Origin of the sequence: Planctomyces sp. SH-PL14, from assembly GCF_001610835.1 — a bacterium.
GTDB lineage: Bacteria > Planctomycetota > Planctomycetia > Planctomycetales > Planctomycetaceae > Planctomyces_A.
Genome location: NZ_CP011270.1, coordinates 7,398,110 through 7,414,469, shown reverse-complemented (window position 1 = coordinate 7,414,469; position 16,360 = coordinate 7,398,110). Strand labels below are relative to the sequence as shown.

The window sequence follows — 16,360 nt, the reverse complement described above, 5'->3', positions numbered from 1 at the left end:
TCCTATGCCTGCGACAGAACAGAACTGGCGTAACCTCAGCACCATGCACAAGGTGTTCGCGCTCAGCGCGATCGCCGTGCTGGGCTCGACGCTCATCATGATGGCCAAGGATGAGAGCCGGGACTGGAAGCGGTACCAGAAAGAGGCGGAACGGCTGAAGGTCGACAAGCTGCAGAAGGACGAAGAGCGGCTGGCCGACGCCAAGTACAAGTCCGAACTCGACAAGCTCTCCGAGCGGAAGACCGACGCCAACAAGCGGTACGAAGAGGCCCTCGCCAGCACCGACAACAAGCCGCTCGTCGAGGAGTACCGGAAGCTCAAGGCCGAGACCGAGATCATGGCGGTGGAACTCAAGTTCCAGAACGCCAAGCGGGACGTGGCCCGCGCGAACTACGACCTCGCCGTCCGCGACGCCAAGCCCGCCAAGGAGCTGGCGCATCGCAAGGAGCTGTACGACGCCGAGCAGGAGAAGTCGGACGACATCGCCCGGGCTCTCGAGCAGAAGAACATCGCCTTCGCCGCCAAGCGGGCGGAGTACAACAAGCTCTCCGAGGACCTCAAGAGCATCGACGCCGAGCTGACCAAGTTCACGGCGGACGAGAAGGCGCTTAACGACCAGAAGGAACTCCTCAAGCCGACCAACCACTTGGCGTCCTTCAAGCGGTGGCTCAAGGAGCTGCCGATCATCAACGGGTTCAACCCGCACATCAAGATCCAGTACGACTGGCCGCTCGGGCTCGATCAGTCGCTCGGCATGAAGCGGGTCGGGCGCGTCGACCGCTGCCGGACCTGTCACGTCAACATCTCCGACTTCGGGGCGGGGAACGTCGCCAACTTCCCGGCGGACGAATACCACCAGCCGTTCAGCGCCCACCCGAACCCGGACCTGTTCCTGACGTCGACCAGCCCGCACCCGGTCGAGAAGTTCGGCTGCACGATCTGCCACGAAGGGGACGGGTCGGGAACGAGCTTCCAGAACGCCGAGCATTATCCGGCGAACCCCGCCCAGGCGGCCGAGTGGGAACAGAAGCACCACTGGCACTCGAACCACTTCTGGGAGCTTCCGATGTTCCCGAAGCCGTTCCTGGAAGCGACCTGCATCCGCTGCCACCACTCGGTGACGGAGCTCGGCGTCAACAAGCAGCACGGCGCCTCGGCTCCCAAGGTGTTCGAGGGCTACTCGCTCATCAAGGAATACGGCTGCTTCGGCTGCCACGAAATCAACGGCTATGACGGCGGCAAGCCGATCGGTCCAGACCTGCGGGCCGAGCCGTCCACCGCCGAAGAGGCGGCCAAGCTCGCGGCCGATCCGAGCGCGATCCCCGGCCTGCTCCGCAAGGTCGGTCCTTCGCTGCGGCACATCGCCCAGAAGACGAGCCCGTCGTTCATCGCCTCCTGGACCGCGAATCCCAAGAAGTTCCGTCCGACGACCCGGATGCCGGTCTTCTTTGACGAGACGAACCAGCACGACTCTCTGGCTGGCAAGCTCCAGCCGGTCGAACTGTCCGGGATCGCGACCTACCTGACGACGAAGTCGACGCCCATCGAGCTGGAGTCCCCCAAGGCGGACTACAAGGCGGATGCTGCCCGCGGCAAGGCCCTCTTCGCCCGCCGCGGCTGCCTCGCCTGCCACAGCTATCCGGGCGACGAAGAGCTCGCCGGAGCCAAGGCGGACTTCGGCCCCGAGCTGTCGCGGATTCACGAAAAGCTGCTCCCCGGCGAAGCGGGCTTCCAGTGGCTTTACACCTGGCTCCGGCAGCCGGAGAAGTACCACACCCGAACCCGGATGCCGGACCTGTTCCTCGATCCGTACAAAGACGGGGAGACCGTGATCGACCCCGCGGCCGATATCGCCGCCTTCCTGCTCCAGAAGGGGACGCCGGAACCGGCGCCCCTCAACAAGGACTGGAAGACCTCGCTCGGTGTCGTGGCCCGCGCAACGACCGAGGCCGATGCTTCGCGGCTCGGCGTCGAGAAGTCCGGCGTGGTCGTGACCGAAGTCCTGCAGACGAGTGCCGCGACCCGGACGTGGGTCAAGGCCGAGGGTGGGGCAGGGAACCGCGTCGCTCCGATCGAAGTCGACGACGTGATCCTCAAGGTCGGCTCGGAAGCGGTCACTTCTCCCGAACAGCTCGATGCGCTCATCGCCAGCCGGAAGTCGGGCGATGTGGTGACACTCACGATCGTCTCGAAGGGACAGAGCGAGACGCGGGAAGCGGCGGTCACGACGCCGCTCGATGATCTCGTGCGGTTCTACCTCGCCAAGAGCATGAACTCGCCCAAGGTGGACGAGGTCTTCAAGAACCGAGGTGTCGCCGTCCCCGAGGCAGCCAAGAAGCCGAAGGCGGACGGCACGCTCCCGGCTCTCAAGGACGTCGTCAAGGGGGACGAAATCGAGCTCGTCAACGCGGACGGGAACGCCCTCTCCGACGAGGAGTGGGAACAGCGGAAGCTGACGTTCGTCGGCCGCCGGACGGTGAGCCGTTACGGCTGCTTCGGCTGCCATGACATCGCGAACTTCGAGGACGGCCGCCCGATCGGTCCGGCCCTCACCGACTGGGGACGCAAGGACACCTCCAAGCTCGCTCCCGAGCACATCGAGGAGTACCTCCACCATCACGGTGAGCGGGACGGATCGAGCACCCGCGAGAAGATCGAGAAGATCCTCGGCTCCGCCAAGGCAGACGGCACCGCCCCCGAGGAGAGTCTGACGGAGGCCTACCTCTTCGAGAGCCTCCTGCACCACGGCCGGCCCGGCTTCATCTGGCAGAAGCTCCGCGATCCCCGCAGCTACGACTACCGCAAGTCGGAGACCAAGGGCTGGGACGAGCGGCTGCGGATGCCGAACTTCTATCTCGACCAGAAGCAGATCGAGGCGATCTCGACGTTCGTGCTCGGCCTCGTCGCCGATCCTCCGGCCCCGCAGTACCAGTTCCGGCCGACCGGAGCGAAGCTGGCGATCGTCGAAGGGGAGCGGCTGCTGGAGAAGTTCAACTGCACCGGCTGCCACATGGTCGACATGCCGGAGTTCCAGTACCGGATCAAGCCGGAAGAATTCCAGGGGTCCGAGCTGACACCGGACAAGTACCAGTCTGCCTATGACCTGCTGCTGAAGCTCATCCCGCCGGTCAACGGCGACACCGGTAAGCGGTCGCCGGCCGGCGAGGCGATCGTCAAGGTTCACGGCCTGGTCCTGGCCGAGCCCGATCTGGAAGAGCTCCCTGAGGATCAGATCCTGCGGGTCGATACGTGGGGCGTCCATAAAGCGTTCGAGAAGATCGTCCTGCCGCACACGCCTATCGCGATTCCCGTCCAGTCGCTCGTCTCACGAGGAACCGGCCGCGGAGGGACGTTCGCCCTCTGGCTCTCGAAGTTGATCCTCAACGATCCGGGAGTCGGCGACCAGAACCGTGCCTTGCAGGCCTCGCCGCCGCCGCTGTTCCGCGAGGGGGTCAAGGTCCAGACACCGTGGCTCTATTCGTTCCTCAAGAACCCGGACAAGATCCGCCACACGACCGTCCTGCGGATGCCGAAGTTCAACCTGGACGACAGCGAAGCCCAGACGCTCGCGAACTACTTTGCGGCGATCGACGGGGCCCCGTTCCCGTACCAGACCGTGCCCCAGAGCGGGCAGGGCTTTGTCGAGCTTCAGACGGCCGCCATCGCCGCCAAGCATCCGGACTCGAAGGAAGCCTATGACCTCGCCGGATGGAAGATCATCAACAGCAACGTCTGCCGGCAGTGCCACTTCGTCGGCGGGAACGAGATCCAGGGGGATCCCAAGCAGGTGGTCCGCGGACCGAACCTGGAACGGGTGAACCGCCGGCTGCGGCCGGACTGGGTGAAGCTGTGGATCTCCTCGCCGCCGTGGGTCACGCCCTACACGTCGATGCCGGTCAACTTCCCGGCCGACAAGAAAAACATGGCGGACCTCTTCGGCGGGGACGGCTGGGACCAGATCGAAGCGGCGGTCTTCGGCCTCTTCAACTACCAGCAACTGCTGGAAGCGCATGGGAAGCTACAATACGTCGACCCGGCGGCAGCCGCCGCCGCTGCAGCCGCCGCGAACGCCACGCCTCCGGCCAAACCGGAAGGGACGAACTGAGATGAAACCGACATCCTACCTCCTCGCCGGATTGCTGGGGGCTGGCGGCCTGCTTTCGAGCGGCTGCGGCGGCCCCGTCTCCGCCCTGGGTGGCGGCGCCAACCAGCCGGTGGCGGTCGAACTCGTTCTCTCGAGCGCCTCGGCGGCGGCCACGGCCGGTGAGACGCAGGCGACCGAAGAGGTCACCGGCTTCGGGACGATCAAGGGGCGGATCGTTTTCGAAGGGGGCAACCCCGCGCTCCCGCCGCTCGTTCCGAAGGGAACCAGCAGCGACGCGATCTGCAAGCAGGTGGACGTCCCGAACGAGACGATCGTTGTCGGGGCCGATGGCGGCCTGGCCAACGTCGTTGTCTTCCTGCGGAAGGCTCCCAAGGTCGAGATCCCGGCTCCGCCCAGCACGCCGGTCGTCGTCGACCAGGATGGCTGCAAGTTCTTCCCGCACGTCAGTCTCTGCCGTGTCGGCCAGCCGCTGCAGATGAAGAACAGCGACGGGACCGCCCACAACGTCAAGTCCTCATACTTCAACCAGACGATCGCACCGAAAGACACAACCGGCCTGACGTTCACGCCGAAGAATCCGGAAACGGCTCCCCTCCCGGTGGCGTGCGACATCCACGCCTGGATGAAGGGATACGTCGCCATCGTCAATCATCCGTGGGCGGCCGTGACCGGTCCCGACGGGAGCTTTGAGATCCAGGGGGTGCCGGCGGGCGAGCGGGAGTTCGTCGTCTGGCACGAGAAGGGGACGATCGAACGCGGGCTCAAGATCAAGGTCCAGCCCGACGCCGTGACTCCCGTCGACCTCAAGGTGGCGTCGGACAAACTGAAGTAACGTGAGACCGGCCGAGAGCCACTCAGAGAGCAAGATGAAACGTCACGACAACTTCACTGCCGCCGTGTTGACGGCCGCAGGACTGTCCTGGATGGCCGGACTGACGGGATGCGCGCCGCAGCCGGCGCCGCCGATCCGCGTCATTCAGGAGTCGGAGATCAAGGTGGGAGCCGGGGGAGAGACGATCTCCACGACCCCCGCCGCCGCTCCGGCCGCGGAGGAGAAGAAGTGAAGGGCGGTCGACCGTTGTCGGCACACGCCGGCTTGCCGGCGGAGACCGGCCTGAAAGCAGATTCGTTCCGGGTCCCGGACTTGATCGTCCGGGCTCCGATATCGGGAGGGGATCGCGTGAGATCCGCGGTTTTCACAGCACTGTCCTGCGTCGTCCTGCTCGCGGGATGTTCCAAGGGGACGTCGGACTTCGCCCGGTCGAAGGACCGCAACGCCCTGATGCCCGAGGCGGAGAAGTACGTCGACGCCTTCGTCGACTCCCGCTTCGGCACGCCGACGACGATCCGCGTGTGGGACCGCCTGGGGCTCGAGGCCAACAAGGCGAACGCCACGGTGGAATCGGGCGACGAAGGGACCGTCGACCTGAAGTTCGGCAAGACGGTCTTCGCGATCAAGCCCGGAGACACGATCGTCTTCCCGGGCGCCAAAACGCTCACCGGGACGATCAAGTCGTTCGATGAGACGACGCAGGTCGCCAGACTCGAAACCGCCTTGGCAGCGGCCCCCGCCTCGGGAAGCCCGGCGCTCGTCGGAGCCGGCGCCGTCCTGTCGACGGGACGGCATCTCTATGCCGAGCACTGCCAGCACTGCCACGGGGTGGCCGGCGACGGCAACGGTCCGACTGCCAAGTATCTCAATCCGCTCCCGCGCGACTACCGCAAGGGGCTCTTCAAGTTCACCTCCACGCACTACGACTACCGCCCCCGCCGTGACGACCTCTCCCGGATCATCCTGGACGGGATTCCCGGGACCTACATGCCCTCCTTCAAGCTTCTGACGGACGCGGAGACGGCGGCGATCGTCGAGTACGTCATCTTCCTGTCGATGCGAGGCCAGACCGAAGAAGGTCTCGCCAAGTACCTCAGCGGCGACTACTCGGATGACGCGTTCGCCGAGCGGGTCAAGGGGGGAGAAGCGTCGAGCGAAGTCATCAAGGGATTCAAGACCGAAGTCGACTCGCCGGACTTCATGGCGGACACCGTCGATCCGCTCATCGAGCAGATCGTCACGAACTGGAAGACGTCGCAGTCCGACGATCCGACCGCCCGGGTCTTCGTGAAGTCCGAAGGGGTCGAGCCGACCGCCGAGTCGATCGCCAAGGGACGGATGCTCTACCTCTCCGACAACGCCGGCTGCTCAAAGTGCCACGGCCAGGCGGGCCGCGGAGACGGGCCTTCGACCACCGCCCTCAACAGCGAAGGGACCCTGGGCCTTCGCGACAACTGGGGTCATCCGATCACGCCGCGAAACCTCCGGACCGGGATCTACCGCGGCGGGCGGCGTCCGTACGACATTTACTGCCGCATTTCCGTCGGGATCAAGGGAACCCCCATGCCCGGCATTCCAGAAGCCAAGATGTCCGAGGAAGACCGCTGGCATCTTGTGAACTACGTCCTCTCCGTCCCGTTCGAGACGCTCGAACCGGGCAAGGGAGTGGGCGCCACCGTGGATCCACCGAAGGTAGCCGACACCGCCCACTAGATGTGTCCGGCGAGGCCGGTTCGCCCGAGCGGACCGGTTCCAGCCGAGTTCATGTCCGTTCAAAGTGAGCGGAAGGAGTGACCGTGAAACGTTTCTGGTGCGTCTTTTTTGCCTTCTGGCCGATCGTGGCGACGATCTTCTGTCTGATGGCCCCCAGCATGGGCTGGTGGTTTCCGACGACGATCAACGCCGACGGTTCCGCCGCGTCGCCGCTGGGCCGGAAGATCGACGACCTGTTCTACCTGATCCTGATCATCACCACGATCACCTTCGTGGGGACGCAGGTCGCGCTGGCGTACGTCCTGTTCTCGGGAGCCAGACGAACCGATCCCGGAAGCACGGAGCGGGCCTGGTTCTCGCACGGCAGTCACAACCTGGAAGTGATCTGGTCGATCGTCCCCGCCGGAATCCTGCTGTTCATCGCCCTCTATCAGATGGACGTGTGGGCGGAGTACCGGATCAAGTCCCAGTTCCCGGCCGAGACCCGCAAGGGTCCAATCGCCGAGGTCATGGCCCGGCAGTTCGAGTGGCGGATCCGTTACCCCGGCCTCGACGAGAACGACAAGCTCCTGCCGCTGATGCCGGACCCGCAGCCGACCGACCTGTACGCCGTCAATGACCTGCACGTGCCGTCGGCCCGGCCGGTCATGATCAACCTCCGGACACAGGACGTGCAGCACTCGTTCTTCCTCCCCGAACTGCGGGTGAAGCAGGACGCGGTGCCGGGCCTCGTCATTCCCGTCTGGTTCGAGGCGGACAAGAGCACGAACTACGTGCTGCTGTGCGCTGAGTTGTGCGGGTGGGGTCACTACAAGATGAAGGCCCGGATGGTGGCCGAGAACGACGAAGCGTTTGTCAAATACCTCAAAAAGCTCAAGGCGGACCAGGAATACCACGGTCCGCGGGAAGGGTCCGGCGGCGAGAACTGACGGGCGAACCCGCATTCGCCCGACGTCTGTCTCCCCGTTCGAACCCCAGTGAGGATGTCATGAGTTCCATCGCAACCCACGGACACGGCGACGCGGCTCACGCGCACGGCCACGTCCATCACCACAATCCCGATGACCGCCTGGCCCTGCTCAAGCAGGTGTGGCGGTTCTCGACGGACCACAAGGTGATCGGGATCCAGTTCCTCCTGACCACGGTCTTCATGCTGATGGTCGGGGGCGCGCTGGCGCTCGGCGTGCGATGGCAGCTCGCCTTCCCGTGGGAAAACATGCCGATCTTCGGCGCCGCGTTCGCCGCACAGGGGGGCCAGATCTCCCCCGAGGCGTACACGATGCTCTTCACGATGCACGCCACCGTGATGATCTTCCTCGTGATCATCCCGATCCTGGCGGGAGCCTTCGGGAACTTCCTGATTCCGCTCATGATCGGGGCGGACGACATGGCGTTCCCGATCCTGAACGCCCTCAGCTACTGGTTCATGTGGCCGGCGATCTTCTGCTTCGCCATGGCGATCGGCCTGGCCCCGGACTGGCTCAACGCGATCCTGCCGACTTCCCTCATCGTGCGGGGGGGGATCGATGCCGGGGCCGCGCAGGGCTGGACCTCGTACCCGGTCCTCTCGGCCCTGCAGAGCGCGGCTCCCGGCTCGGAAGCGGCCCAGACGTGGTGGCTGCTGGCCGTGACCCTCGTCGGGGTCTCGTCGATGATGGGCTCGGTCAACTACATGACGACGATCATCAACATGCGGGCCCCGGGGATGACTCTCTTCCGGATGCCGCTGACGATCTGGTCGATGTTCATCACCGCCATCCTCCAGTCATTCGCCCTCCCGGTCCTCACCGCGGCGGGGTTCATGCTCGTCGCCGACCGGCTGATCGGGACCTGCTTCTTCATCCCCGCCGGGCTCGTCGTCAACAACGCCGCGCCGACAGTCGGCGGCGGACAGCCGCTCCTGTGGCAGCACCTGTTCTGGTTCTACTCCCACCCGGCCGTGTACATCATGCTGCTGCCGGCGATGGGGATGGTCTCGGACATGCTGGCCTGCATGAGCCGCAAGCCGATCTTCGGCTACAAGCCGATGGTCTACTCGATGGCCGCCATCGCGGGCCTCGGCTTCATCGTCTGGGGCCACCACATGTTCACCTCGGGGATGAACCCGGCCCTCGGGATGACCTTCATGGTCTCGACGATCATGATCGCCCTCCCCTCGGCGGTGAAGGTCTTCAACTGGATCGGGACGATCTGGGGGGGCCGGATCCGGTTCAACACCGTGATGCTGAATTCGACCGCCTTCGTCTCGATGTTCATCGTCGGGGGTCTGTCGGGGATCTTCATGGCGGCTGTCCCGGTCGACATCTACATCCACGACACCTACTTCATCGTGGCCCACTTCCACTATGTGCTGTTCGGGGCGACGCTGTTCGGCTGCTTCGGGGCGATCGTCTACTGGTTCCCCAAGATGTTCGGCCGGATGATGAACGAGACGCTCGGCCAGTGGCACTTCGCCCTCAGCTTCATGGGGTTCAACGGGACCTTCTTCCCGATGCACCTTCTGGGGGTCGCGGGGATGCCTCGCCGGTACGCCAACCCGTTCCTCTACCCCTATCTTGAGCACCTCTTGCCGATGAACCAGTTCATGACGATCTGCGCGATCGTCATGGGCTTCGCCCAGTTCCTTCTGATCGGCAACATGGTCTACAGCATGTTCTTCGGGCCGATCGCCTCGCGGAACCCGTGGGACTCGAACGGCTTGGAGTGGGACACTCCGTCGCCTCCCGGACACGGCAACTTCGAAACTCCGCCGCTCTGTTACCGCGGCCCCTACGAATACTCCGACCCGTCCCGGGCCGAAGACTTCTGGCCGCAGACGACTCCGCCGGTGAAGACCGTGCCACAGACGACTCCGGTGCCGTTGCCCGTCAACGCGTAGGCGGGGAGGTCGCAAGTATCAGGTATCAGTCAGCGATCGATGCTGATTCCGACTGAGACTTGATACTGCCACTGGATCCTTCCGAGACCATTTCGCCCTGATGACCGTCGCCCCTTACAAGCCGCTTCTCCACCGCTACGCCTTTTCCACGGGCTGTATGGCGATAGTGACGCTTGTCTTCGGGGCGCTGACAACGTCGAAGAACGCCGGGATGGCCTTCCGGGACTGGCCGAACTCGGACGGGTACCTGATGGTCACCTATCCGTGGTTCCGGGACTTTGCATCCAACTGGGACAAGTTCCTCGAGCATGGACACCGGCTCGCCGGAATGCTGATCGGCCTGTGGTCGATCGGTCTCGTCGTTCTCATTCACCGCGGCGAGTCGCGGCGGTGGGTGGTGGGGCTGGCCTATGCGGTCCTCGGCTGCGTGATCGTTCAGGGGCTGCTTGGCGGGTTCCGCGTCGTCCTCGACGAGCGGGGCTTGGCGATGGTCCACGGCTTCTTCGCCGCCTGCGTCCTCTCGCTGATGGCGACCGTGTCGACGGTGGAAAGCCGAGGATGGTTCGATACCGAGATCTACGCCCGCGGGCCGGCGACGGGACACCTCAAGCCGTGGACGGTCCTCACGGTCGTGGCGATCGCCGGGCAGTTCCTCCTGGGCGGGATGATCCGCCACCACGGGTCGGGACTGCACGAGCACCTCGGGATGGGAATCCTGACCTGGGGCCTGATCCTGGCCAACACCTTCGTCTCGCAGCGGAGCGGAGTGCGGTGGATCCGCCGCTCCGGCTGGATGCTCCTGGCCGTCGCTTCGCTTCAAGTCGTCCTCGGGGCCGGGGCGTGGGTCCTCAAGTGGGGATTCCCCTGGACCGGGTATGTCGCCACCGCCGATTCGATCGCTCAGGTCCTGCACCGGACGGCCCACGCCGTCGTCGGGATGCTGACCCTGGCCGCCGCCGCCGTTCACCTTGTCCGTGTTTTTCGCGTGAGTGCCTGTTGTCCGCAGCCGGTTTGGAATCCCCCCGCGTTCCTCCCGTCGCCAGGAGGAACCCGATGAGTCAGTCCACGTTGTCCCCCTCTCCGACCGTTTTGACGGTCTCTCCGACTCTGACCGCGGAGGCGGGGCGTATTGCCGCGTATGTCCGGCTGTCGAAGCTGCGGATCGGTTTCATGGCGGTCGTCGCCGTGGCGGTCGGCTTCGCGCTCGGCGTGGAGGCGGTCTGGAACTGGGGTCAGTTCGCCATGGCGCTCGTCGGGGTCGGCCTCGGCGCAATCGCTTCGAGCGTCCTGAACCAGTGTCTCGAAGTCACGACCGACGCCCGGATGCCGCGGACCGCCGAGCGGCCGCTCCCGAGCGGTCAGCTCTCTCTCGCCGAAGCGTGGACCTACGGACTGGCCTGCTCGGCGCTGAGCACGATCACGCTCCTCCTGTTCGTCAACGGCCTGACCGCCTTCTTGACCGTCGCGACGACCGCGGCCTATGTCGGCCTCTACACGCCGCTGAAGCGGTATTCGCCCCTCTGCACGGTCATCGGAGCCGTTCCCGGCGCGATGCCGCCGGTCCTGGGGTGGGTCGCTTCAGGGCAAACGCTCGACATGTCGGCGCTGACGCTCTTTGTCCTGCTCTTCACTTGGCAGTTCCCGCACTTCCTGGCGATCGCCTGGATCTACCAGGACCAGTACCGTCGGGCGGGGCTCAAGATGCTCCCCGCCAATGGGCATCCCGCCGTCGTGGGACTGATCGCCGTCGGTTACGCCGCCGTCCTGATCCCGTGCAGCCTCCTCCTCCGCTGGTGGGGACTGGCCGGTTCCGTGTACGCCGCGACCGCTCTGGCGCTCGGCGTCTGGTATCTCGTCGATTCGATCCGGTTCGCCTGGCGGCCCGAGACCTCTTCGGCCCGCCGACTCCTCAAGACGTCACTCGTTTATCTGCCCGTCGTCCTTGTTGTCCTGACCGCCGACCACCTGTGGCGGCTCAACTAAAAAAGGGGAAGTATCGAGTCTCAGGTATCAAGTATCGGTAAGAGCAATCCACGAGGGCCCTCTGACTGATACTGGATACTTGCCCCCTGATACTTCTGCGAAGCAGCTCATGTCTCACGCCAATCACACGCCGGCCATGAAGATGGGGATTCCCATCCCGAACTCGAAGCTCGGGATGTGGCTGTTCCTCGGCACAGAGATCATGTTCTTCACGGCGTTCATCGGGACGTACATCGTCTGCTTCTTCGGCTCGCCCGGCTGGCCGACGAGCACCGAGGTGACGCACATCAACATCGCCCTCGGCGGCATCAACACCTTCGTGCTGATTCTGTCGAGCTACTTCGTCGTCGTGGCCCACGAGGCGATGGGACTCCGGGACTTCGTGAAAGCCCGCAAGTTCCTGACCTACACGTTCGCTCTCGCGTGTGTGTTCCTGGGGATCAAGGGGGTCGAGTACAAAGGGAAGTTCGACCACAACATCCTTCCGGGCCGGATTGCCGAGAATCAGTTCCAGCTCATGAACAACCGGGCCCGGGAGTTCGAGACCGTCCTCAACAAGGAGCTCGACAAGATCGTCCCCGGCCGCCAGCTTCCCTACGAGAAGGAGAAAGAGCTGGAGAAGCGCCGCGAGGAGGCGCTGAAAGCCGATCCCAAGTCGGTGACAGTCCAGACGATCGACGCCTGGCGCGAGCTTCGTGTGCAGCTCGAAACGCTCCGGACCGACCTCTCGGCGAACAAACTCACGCCGGAGCAGGTCGAAGAGCGGATCCATCACCTCCCGAACAACGTGATCGACATCCAGGCCCAGATGTACCACGACCAGAAGATCATTCCCTACGGGAACCTCTTCGCCTCGTGCTACTTCCTGATGACCGGCTTCCACGCCATCCACGTCATCGTCGGGATGATCCTGTTCGCCCGCCCGCTCACTTCCACGCTCGATGAGCGGTGGACCGACTGGGTCGAGAACAGCGGCCTGTACTGGCACTTCGTCGACCTCGTGTGGATCTTCCTGTTCCCGCTCCTGTACATCGTCCCGGGCAGCCTCGGGCACGCGATGTAATCCGTCCGCTTCGCACTTCCCACTCCGCTGCCAATCGAATTTCGCAGGACTCCCATGTCGGACGCACACGCCGAAGCGACGCACCCGCATGACGCTCACCACGTCAACTACTTCGCGATCTTCGTCGCGCTCCTCGTCTGCACGGCGCTCTCGGTCGTGTTCGACCTGGTGCCGCTCAACGGCTACATCGTGACGTTCCTCGTGCTGGCGGTGGCGACGGCGAAGGCGATGTTCGTCATGACCTACTTTATGCACCTCAAGTTCGAGGGGGGCTGGAAGTTCGTCATCCTGTTGCCGACGGCGATCCTGGCGGTCGGGCTGATGATCGCCCTCACGCCGGACATCGGCCTCCACTACTACACCTACGACGTCCCCCAGGTCCGCGAGTACGACAAGGCGCACGGCATCGAGTTCGGAGCGCCGCACGCCGAGGCGGAGCACGCTCACGACGGCCATTCCGCCGCGCCGGCCGACAAGCCGGGACACTGAGTGGAATTGCGGACGGGGTCGGAGTTCCGGGCCGGAAGTGAGATCGAGCCATGCCGGCTCCTGAGACCGATCGTTCCAGCACAGACGCCGTCCGCATCGACGCTGTCTCCCATCGTTACGGGGAGCGGCTGGCTCTCGACGCAGTGTCGTTCGTCGTCCGGTCCGGCGAGATCTTCGGTCTCCTCGGCCCCAACGGCGGCGGCAAGACGACGCTCTTTCGTCTTCTCTGCACGATCCTTCCACTTCAGTCGGGGACGATCGGGATCTTCGGCCAGGACATCCGGCAGCAGGCGGACGCGGTCCGCCGGATGATCGGGGTGACGTTCCAGTCCCCCAGCCTCGATCCCAAGCTGACAGTCGGCGAGAACCTCGTCCATCAGGGGCGGCTTTACGGGCTGACCGGGGTGATGCTCGAAGGACGGATCGAAGAGGTCCTCGGGCAGCTCAAGCTCGCGGACCGCCGCCGGGACAAGACCGAGACACTGTCGGGAGGGCTCAAGCGGCGGGTCGAGATCGCCAAGTCGCTCCTCCATCGTCCGCGGCTTCTGATTCTTGATGAGCCGAGCACCGGGCTCGACGTCAGCGCGCGGCTCGACATGTGGGAGGTCTTCGGTCAGCTTCGCCGGGACGGAACGACGGTCCTCGTCACGACGCACTTGATGGAAGAGGCGGACCGCTGCGACCGGCTGGGGATCCTCGACCGGGGGAAACTCGTCGCTCTCGGCAGCCCGGACGACTTGCGTTCGAGCATCGGGGCGGACTGCCTCACGATCCCGCTTCGGCCGGGAGAGGATGGTGCGAGGCTCTCCACGGCGATCGCAGACCGCTTCGGCGTCCAGCCGCAGTCGCTGGGGCACTCGCTCCGGATTGAGCACGCCCGCGGGCATGAGCTGCTGCGGGACCTTGTCCTCGGATTTCCGGACGACATCCAGTCGATCACGCTCGGGAAGCCGACGCTCGAAGACGTCTTCGTCCATACGACCGGCCGCCGGTTCGAAGGGGAACCGGAGACGAAGCCCGCCGGCCGGCGTCGGCACTGATCTTCCTCTCGCCCAGAGGAGACGGCCCATGTCCGTGACGCTCGATCGGGTCAAAGGGTGTCTCCTGGGACTGGCGCTGGGGGACGCGCTCGGCGCCCCCTGCGAGGGAGGCCTGCTGGAACGGACCTTCTGGAGGGTGATCGGCAGGACGAGCGGCGGAGAGATGCGATGGACCGACGACACGCAGATGTCGATCGATCTCGCCGAGTCGCTGCTCGCCAGAGGGTCCCTCGATCCGGACGATCTGGCGCGGCGTTTCGCGGCGAGTTACCGCTGGAGTCGAGGGTACGGTCCCGGCGCGGCCCGCGTGCTGAAGCGGATCGCCCGCGGCGCGGATTGGCGAAGTGCGAACCGCTCGGTCTATCCATCGGGATCGTTCGGCAACGGGGCGGCGATGCGGGCTCCGGTCATCGGACTCTTTTACGCCAGTCGGCCTGACGAGTTCGACGCGGCGATCCGGCTTTCGGCCGAGGTCACGCACGCCCATCCGCTCGGGATCGAAGGGGCGGTCCTGCTGGCCACTGCAACGCGTGCCGCCCTTCAGGGGCGCACACGGCCCGAGATCTTCGAAGAGGCCGCGTCTGCCGCACGGCTCGAGCCCTTTACGACGCGTCTTACAGTGGCGCGACGCTGGCTCGAGTCGGCAGCGGACGTCGATCGCCGCGCCGTGTTGCGGGAGCTGGGAAACCGGATCTCGGCCCAGGAGTCGGTTGTCACCGCTCTCTACGTGGCGTTTCGGTTCTGGGACGCGCCGTACCTCGACCTGATCCGGTTCGCTCTGGCGATCGGGGGCGATGTCGACACGATTGCCGCCATGGCGGGAGCGGTGTGGGGAGCCGGACACGGTCTCGGTCAGCTTCCCGCCGAGCCGCTCGCCCGGCTGGAGGATGCGGCAGGGATTTCTGCTCTCGCTTCAAAGCTGCACAGCCGACTCGCAAACACCGCGTGAGCCGCATTTCCGACGATGGGCCGCTATCAGACGGCCGGACGTGAGGCGACCTCCCCGCGATCGCGGATCGCGGCGTCGATTTCCGCGAGGTCTTCGGCGGTCAGGGTCCAGGTCATGGCGGCGGCGATCTCTTCGATCTGCTCCGGCCGCTTCGCTCCGCACAGGGCCGCCGTGATCCCCGGCCGCTGGATCGTCCAGGCAACGGCGAGCTGGCCGACCGTCCGGCCGGCTCGCTCCGCGATGGGCCGGAGGCGATCGACGAAGTCGTGGTTCCTGTCCCACTCCTGGCCTACGAAGATCGGGTACTTCTGGCGGCCGTCCTTGGGATCCCAGACATGGTCCCGCCGGAGCTTCCCCGCCAGCATTCCCTTCATGAGGGGCCAGTAGACGTTCACCGAAACGTTGTGCGCGCGGCACCAGGGAAGCCGCTCCGCCTCGATTTCCCGCTGGAGCATGTTGTAGTGCGGCTGGTCCGCCGTGATGGGGCAGACGGAGTGGAACTCTTCGTACTGCGCGATCGTAGAGAGATTTGAGACACCGGCAGCGCGGATCTTTCCGCTGGCGAGGAGCCGGGCCATGGCCTCGGCCGACTTGCCGACGGGGGTTTCGGGGTCGGGGCCGTGGAGGTAGTAGAGGTCGATGTAGTCGGTCCCGAGGCGGCGGAGGCTTTCGTCGCATTCCTTGAGGAGGGTCTCCGGGCGGCCGTCACGGACCTGCTTGCGGTCGGGACCCCAGTGGATTCCGCCTTTGGTCGCGATCACGACTTTGTCTCGGTGGGGTCGGAGGACCTCTCCGACCATCTGTTCGCTTTCGCCCTCGTAGCCGTAGCAGTAGGCGGTGTCGAAGAAGTTGATTCCCGCGTCGTAAGCGGCGGCGACGGTCGCAAGGCTGGCTTCCCGCGTGACGTCGACGCTGGTCACTCCGGAGATCGGCCAGCAGCCCATGGCGATGGGCGTGACGTGGAGGTTGGTCTGTCCCAGGGGGCGGAGTGGGGGCATCGGTGGTTCCTCGAAGCGCTGCGTGCGTCGGAGGGTCGAGGATAGGGAAGCGGAGCGGATCGCGAAACCGCGTCCCTGCCGGCGCAGCTCTGATAGCTCAAACCCAACGTGCCACGGCAGCCTGGGGTCAAGGGGCCAAAAAACAACACACGCCCCCTTGCCGCCGGAGGCACTCCTGTGAGGAACCGTGGTACACGACGGATGTCCCCTTTGTGGTACCAGCGTTGAGGACTGCCTCACATCACACCGCTGGCTTTGCAATCCGCGCGGTTTGGTGAGGGGGCAATACGACACGGTGTCCGCGCTTGGA

The 16,360-nt window shown here is 65.2% G+C and carries 13 protein-coding genes; 12 read left to right on the top strand and 1 reads right to left on the bottom strand.

Features of this window, described 5'->3' with window-relative positions; translation table 11 throughout:
- Positions 1–4 precede the first annotated feature (4 nt).
- The 12 genes from VT03_RS28560 (at position 5) to VT03_RS28505 (ending at position 15,052) form a co-directional block, all read left to right on the top strand.
- The gene (locus VT03_RS28560) at positions 5–4,105 is read left to right on the top strand and encodes a c-type cytochrome (RefSeq protein ID WP_075096161.1); all 4,101 of its coding nucleotides are present in this window, start codon (positions 5–7) and stop codon (positions 4,103–4,105) included.
- A gap of 1 nt (position 4,106) precedes the next feature.
- On the top strand, positions 4,107–4,937 hold the full coding sequence (locus VT03_RS28555) for a hypothetical protein (protein ID WP_075096160.1): 831 nt from the start codon (positions 4,107–4,109) through the stop codon (positions 4,935–4,937).
- A gap of 34 nt (positions 4,938–4,971) precedes the next feature.
- Positions 4,972–5,169 (top strand): hypothetical protein, encoded by a 198-nt coding sequence (locus VT03_RS34400; RefSeq protein ID WP_075096159.1) that lies wholly within the window; start codon positions 4,972–4,974, stop codon positions 5,167–5,169.
- A 116-nt stretch (positions 5,170–5,285) separates the two neighbouring features.
- Complete coding sequence (locus tag VT03_RS28545) at positions 5,286–6,650, top strand: c-type cytochrome (protein WP_197489110.1); 1,365 nt, start codon at positions 5,286–5,288, stop codon at positions 6,648–6,650.
- A gap of 83 nt (positions 6,651–6,733) precedes the next feature.
- Positions 6,734–7,579: a cytochrome c oxidase subunit II gene (locus VT03_RS28540; RefSeq protein WP_075096157.1), complete on the top strand. Its 846-nt coding sequence runs from the start codon at positions 6,734–6,736 to the stop codon at positions 7,577–7,579.
- Between the two features lie 59 nt (positions 7,580–7,638).
- Positions 7,639–9,528, top strand: a complete 1,890-nt coding sequence (locus tag VT03_RS28535; RefSeq protein ID WP_075096156.1) for a cbb3-type cytochrome c oxidase subunit I — start codon at positions 7,639–7,641, stop codon at positions 9,526–9,528.
- 100 nt (positions 9,529–9,628) lie between these two features.
- Positions 9,629–10,585, top strand: coding sequence for a COX15/CtaA family protein (locus VT03_RS28530; RefSeq protein WP_075096155.1), 957 nt, complete (start codon positions 9,629–9,631; stop codon positions 10,583–10,585).
- Positions 10,582–11,511 carry a heme o synthase gene (gene cyoE, locus VT03_RS28525; protein ID WP_075096154.1) on the top strand — a complete coding sequence of 310 codons (930 nt, stop codon included), beginning with the start codon at positions 10,582–10,584 and terminating at the stop codon, positions 11,509–11,511. Before VT03_RS28530 ends, cyoE begins: the two co-directional genes overlap by 4 nt.
- A gap of 109 nt (positions 11,512–11,620) precedes the next feature.
- Complete coding sequence (locus VT03_RS28520; RefSeq protein WP_075096153.1) at positions 11,621–12,574, top strand: heme-copper oxidase subunit III; 954 nt, start codon at positions 11,621–11,623, stop codon at positions 12,572–12,574.
- A gap of 54 nt (positions 12,575–12,628) precedes the next feature.
- The gene (locus VT03_RS28515; protein WP_075096152.1) at positions 12,629–13,063 is read left to right on the top strand and encodes a cytochrome C oxidase subunit IV family protein; all 435 of its coding nucleotides are present in this window, start codon (positions 12,629–12,631) and stop codon (positions 13,061–13,063) included.
- A 50-nt stretch (positions 13,064–13,113) separates the two neighbouring features.
- A complete protein-coding gene (locus VT03_RS28510) occupies positions 13,114–14,103 on the top strand; it encodes an ATP-binding cassette domain-containing protein (RefSeq protein ID WP_075096151.1) in 990 nt (329 codons plus the stop codon).
- Between the two features lie 28 nt (positions 14,104–14,131).
- On the top strand, positions 14,132–15,052 hold the full coding sequence (locus tag VT03_RS28505) for an ADP-ribosylglycohydrolase family protein (protein ID WP_075096150.1): 921 nt from the start codon (positions 14,132–14,134) through the stop codon (positions 15,050–15,052).
- A gap of 26 nt (positions 15,053–15,078) precedes the next feature.
- Here VT03_RS28505 and VT03_RS28500 read toward each other — a convergent pair whose 3' ends face one another.
- A complete protein-coding gene (locus VT03_RS28500; RefSeq protein ID WP_075096149.1) occupies positions 15,079–16,050 on the bottom strand; it encodes an aldo/keto reductase in 972 nt (323 codons plus the stop codon).
- Positions 16,051–16,360 lie beyond the last annotated feature (310 nt).

What these genes read in the sequence shown, in the direction of transcription:
- VT03_RS28560 (WP_075096161.1), top strand. Translation starts at nt 5, where the DNA reads ATGCCTGCGACAGAACAGAACTGGCGTAACCTCAGCACCATGCACAAG.
- VT03_RS28555 (WP_075096160.1), top strand. Translation starts at nt 4,107, where the DNA reads ATGAAACCGACATCCTACCTCCTCGCCGGATTGCTGGGGGCTGGCGGC.
- VT03_RS34400 (WP_075096159.1), top strand. Translation starts at nt 4,972, where the DNA reads ATGAAACGTCACGACAACTTCACTGCCGCCGTGTTGACGGCCGCAGGA.
- VT03_RS28535 (WP_075096156.1), top strand. Translation starts at nt 7,639, where the DNA reads ATGAGTTCCATCGCAACCCACGGACACGGCGACGCGGCTCACGCGCAC.
- VT03_RS28530 (WP_075096155.1), top strand. Translation starts at nt 9,629, where the DNA reads ATGACCGTCGCCCCTTACAAGCCGCTTCTCCACCGCTACGCCTTTTCC.
- cyoE (WP_075096154.1), top strand. Translation starts at nt 10,582, where the DNA reads ATGAGTCAGTCCACGTTGTCCCCCTCTCCGACCGTTTTGACGGTCTCT.
- VT03_RS28520 (WP_075096153.1), top strand. Translation starts at nt 11,621, where the DNA reads ATGTCTCACGCCAATCACACGCCGGCCATGAAGATGGGGATTCCCATC.
- VT03_RS28515 (WP_075096152.1), top strand. Translation starts at nt 12,629, where the DNA reads ATGTCGGACGCACACGCCGAAGCGACGCACCCGCATGACGCTCACCAC.
- VT03_RS28510 (WP_075096151.1), top strand. Translation starts at nt 13,114, where the DNA reads ATGCCGGCTCCTGAGACCGATCGTTCCAGCACAGACGCCGTCCGCATC.
- VT03_RS28505 (WP_075096150.1), top strand. Translation starts at nt 14,132, where the DNA reads ATGTCCGTGACGCTCGATCGGGTCAAAGGGTGTCTCCTGGGACTGGCG.
- VT03_RS28500 (WP_075096149.1), bottom strand. Translation starts at nt 16,050, where the DNA reads ATGCCCCCACTCCGCCCCCTGGGACAGACCAACCTCCACGTCACGCCC.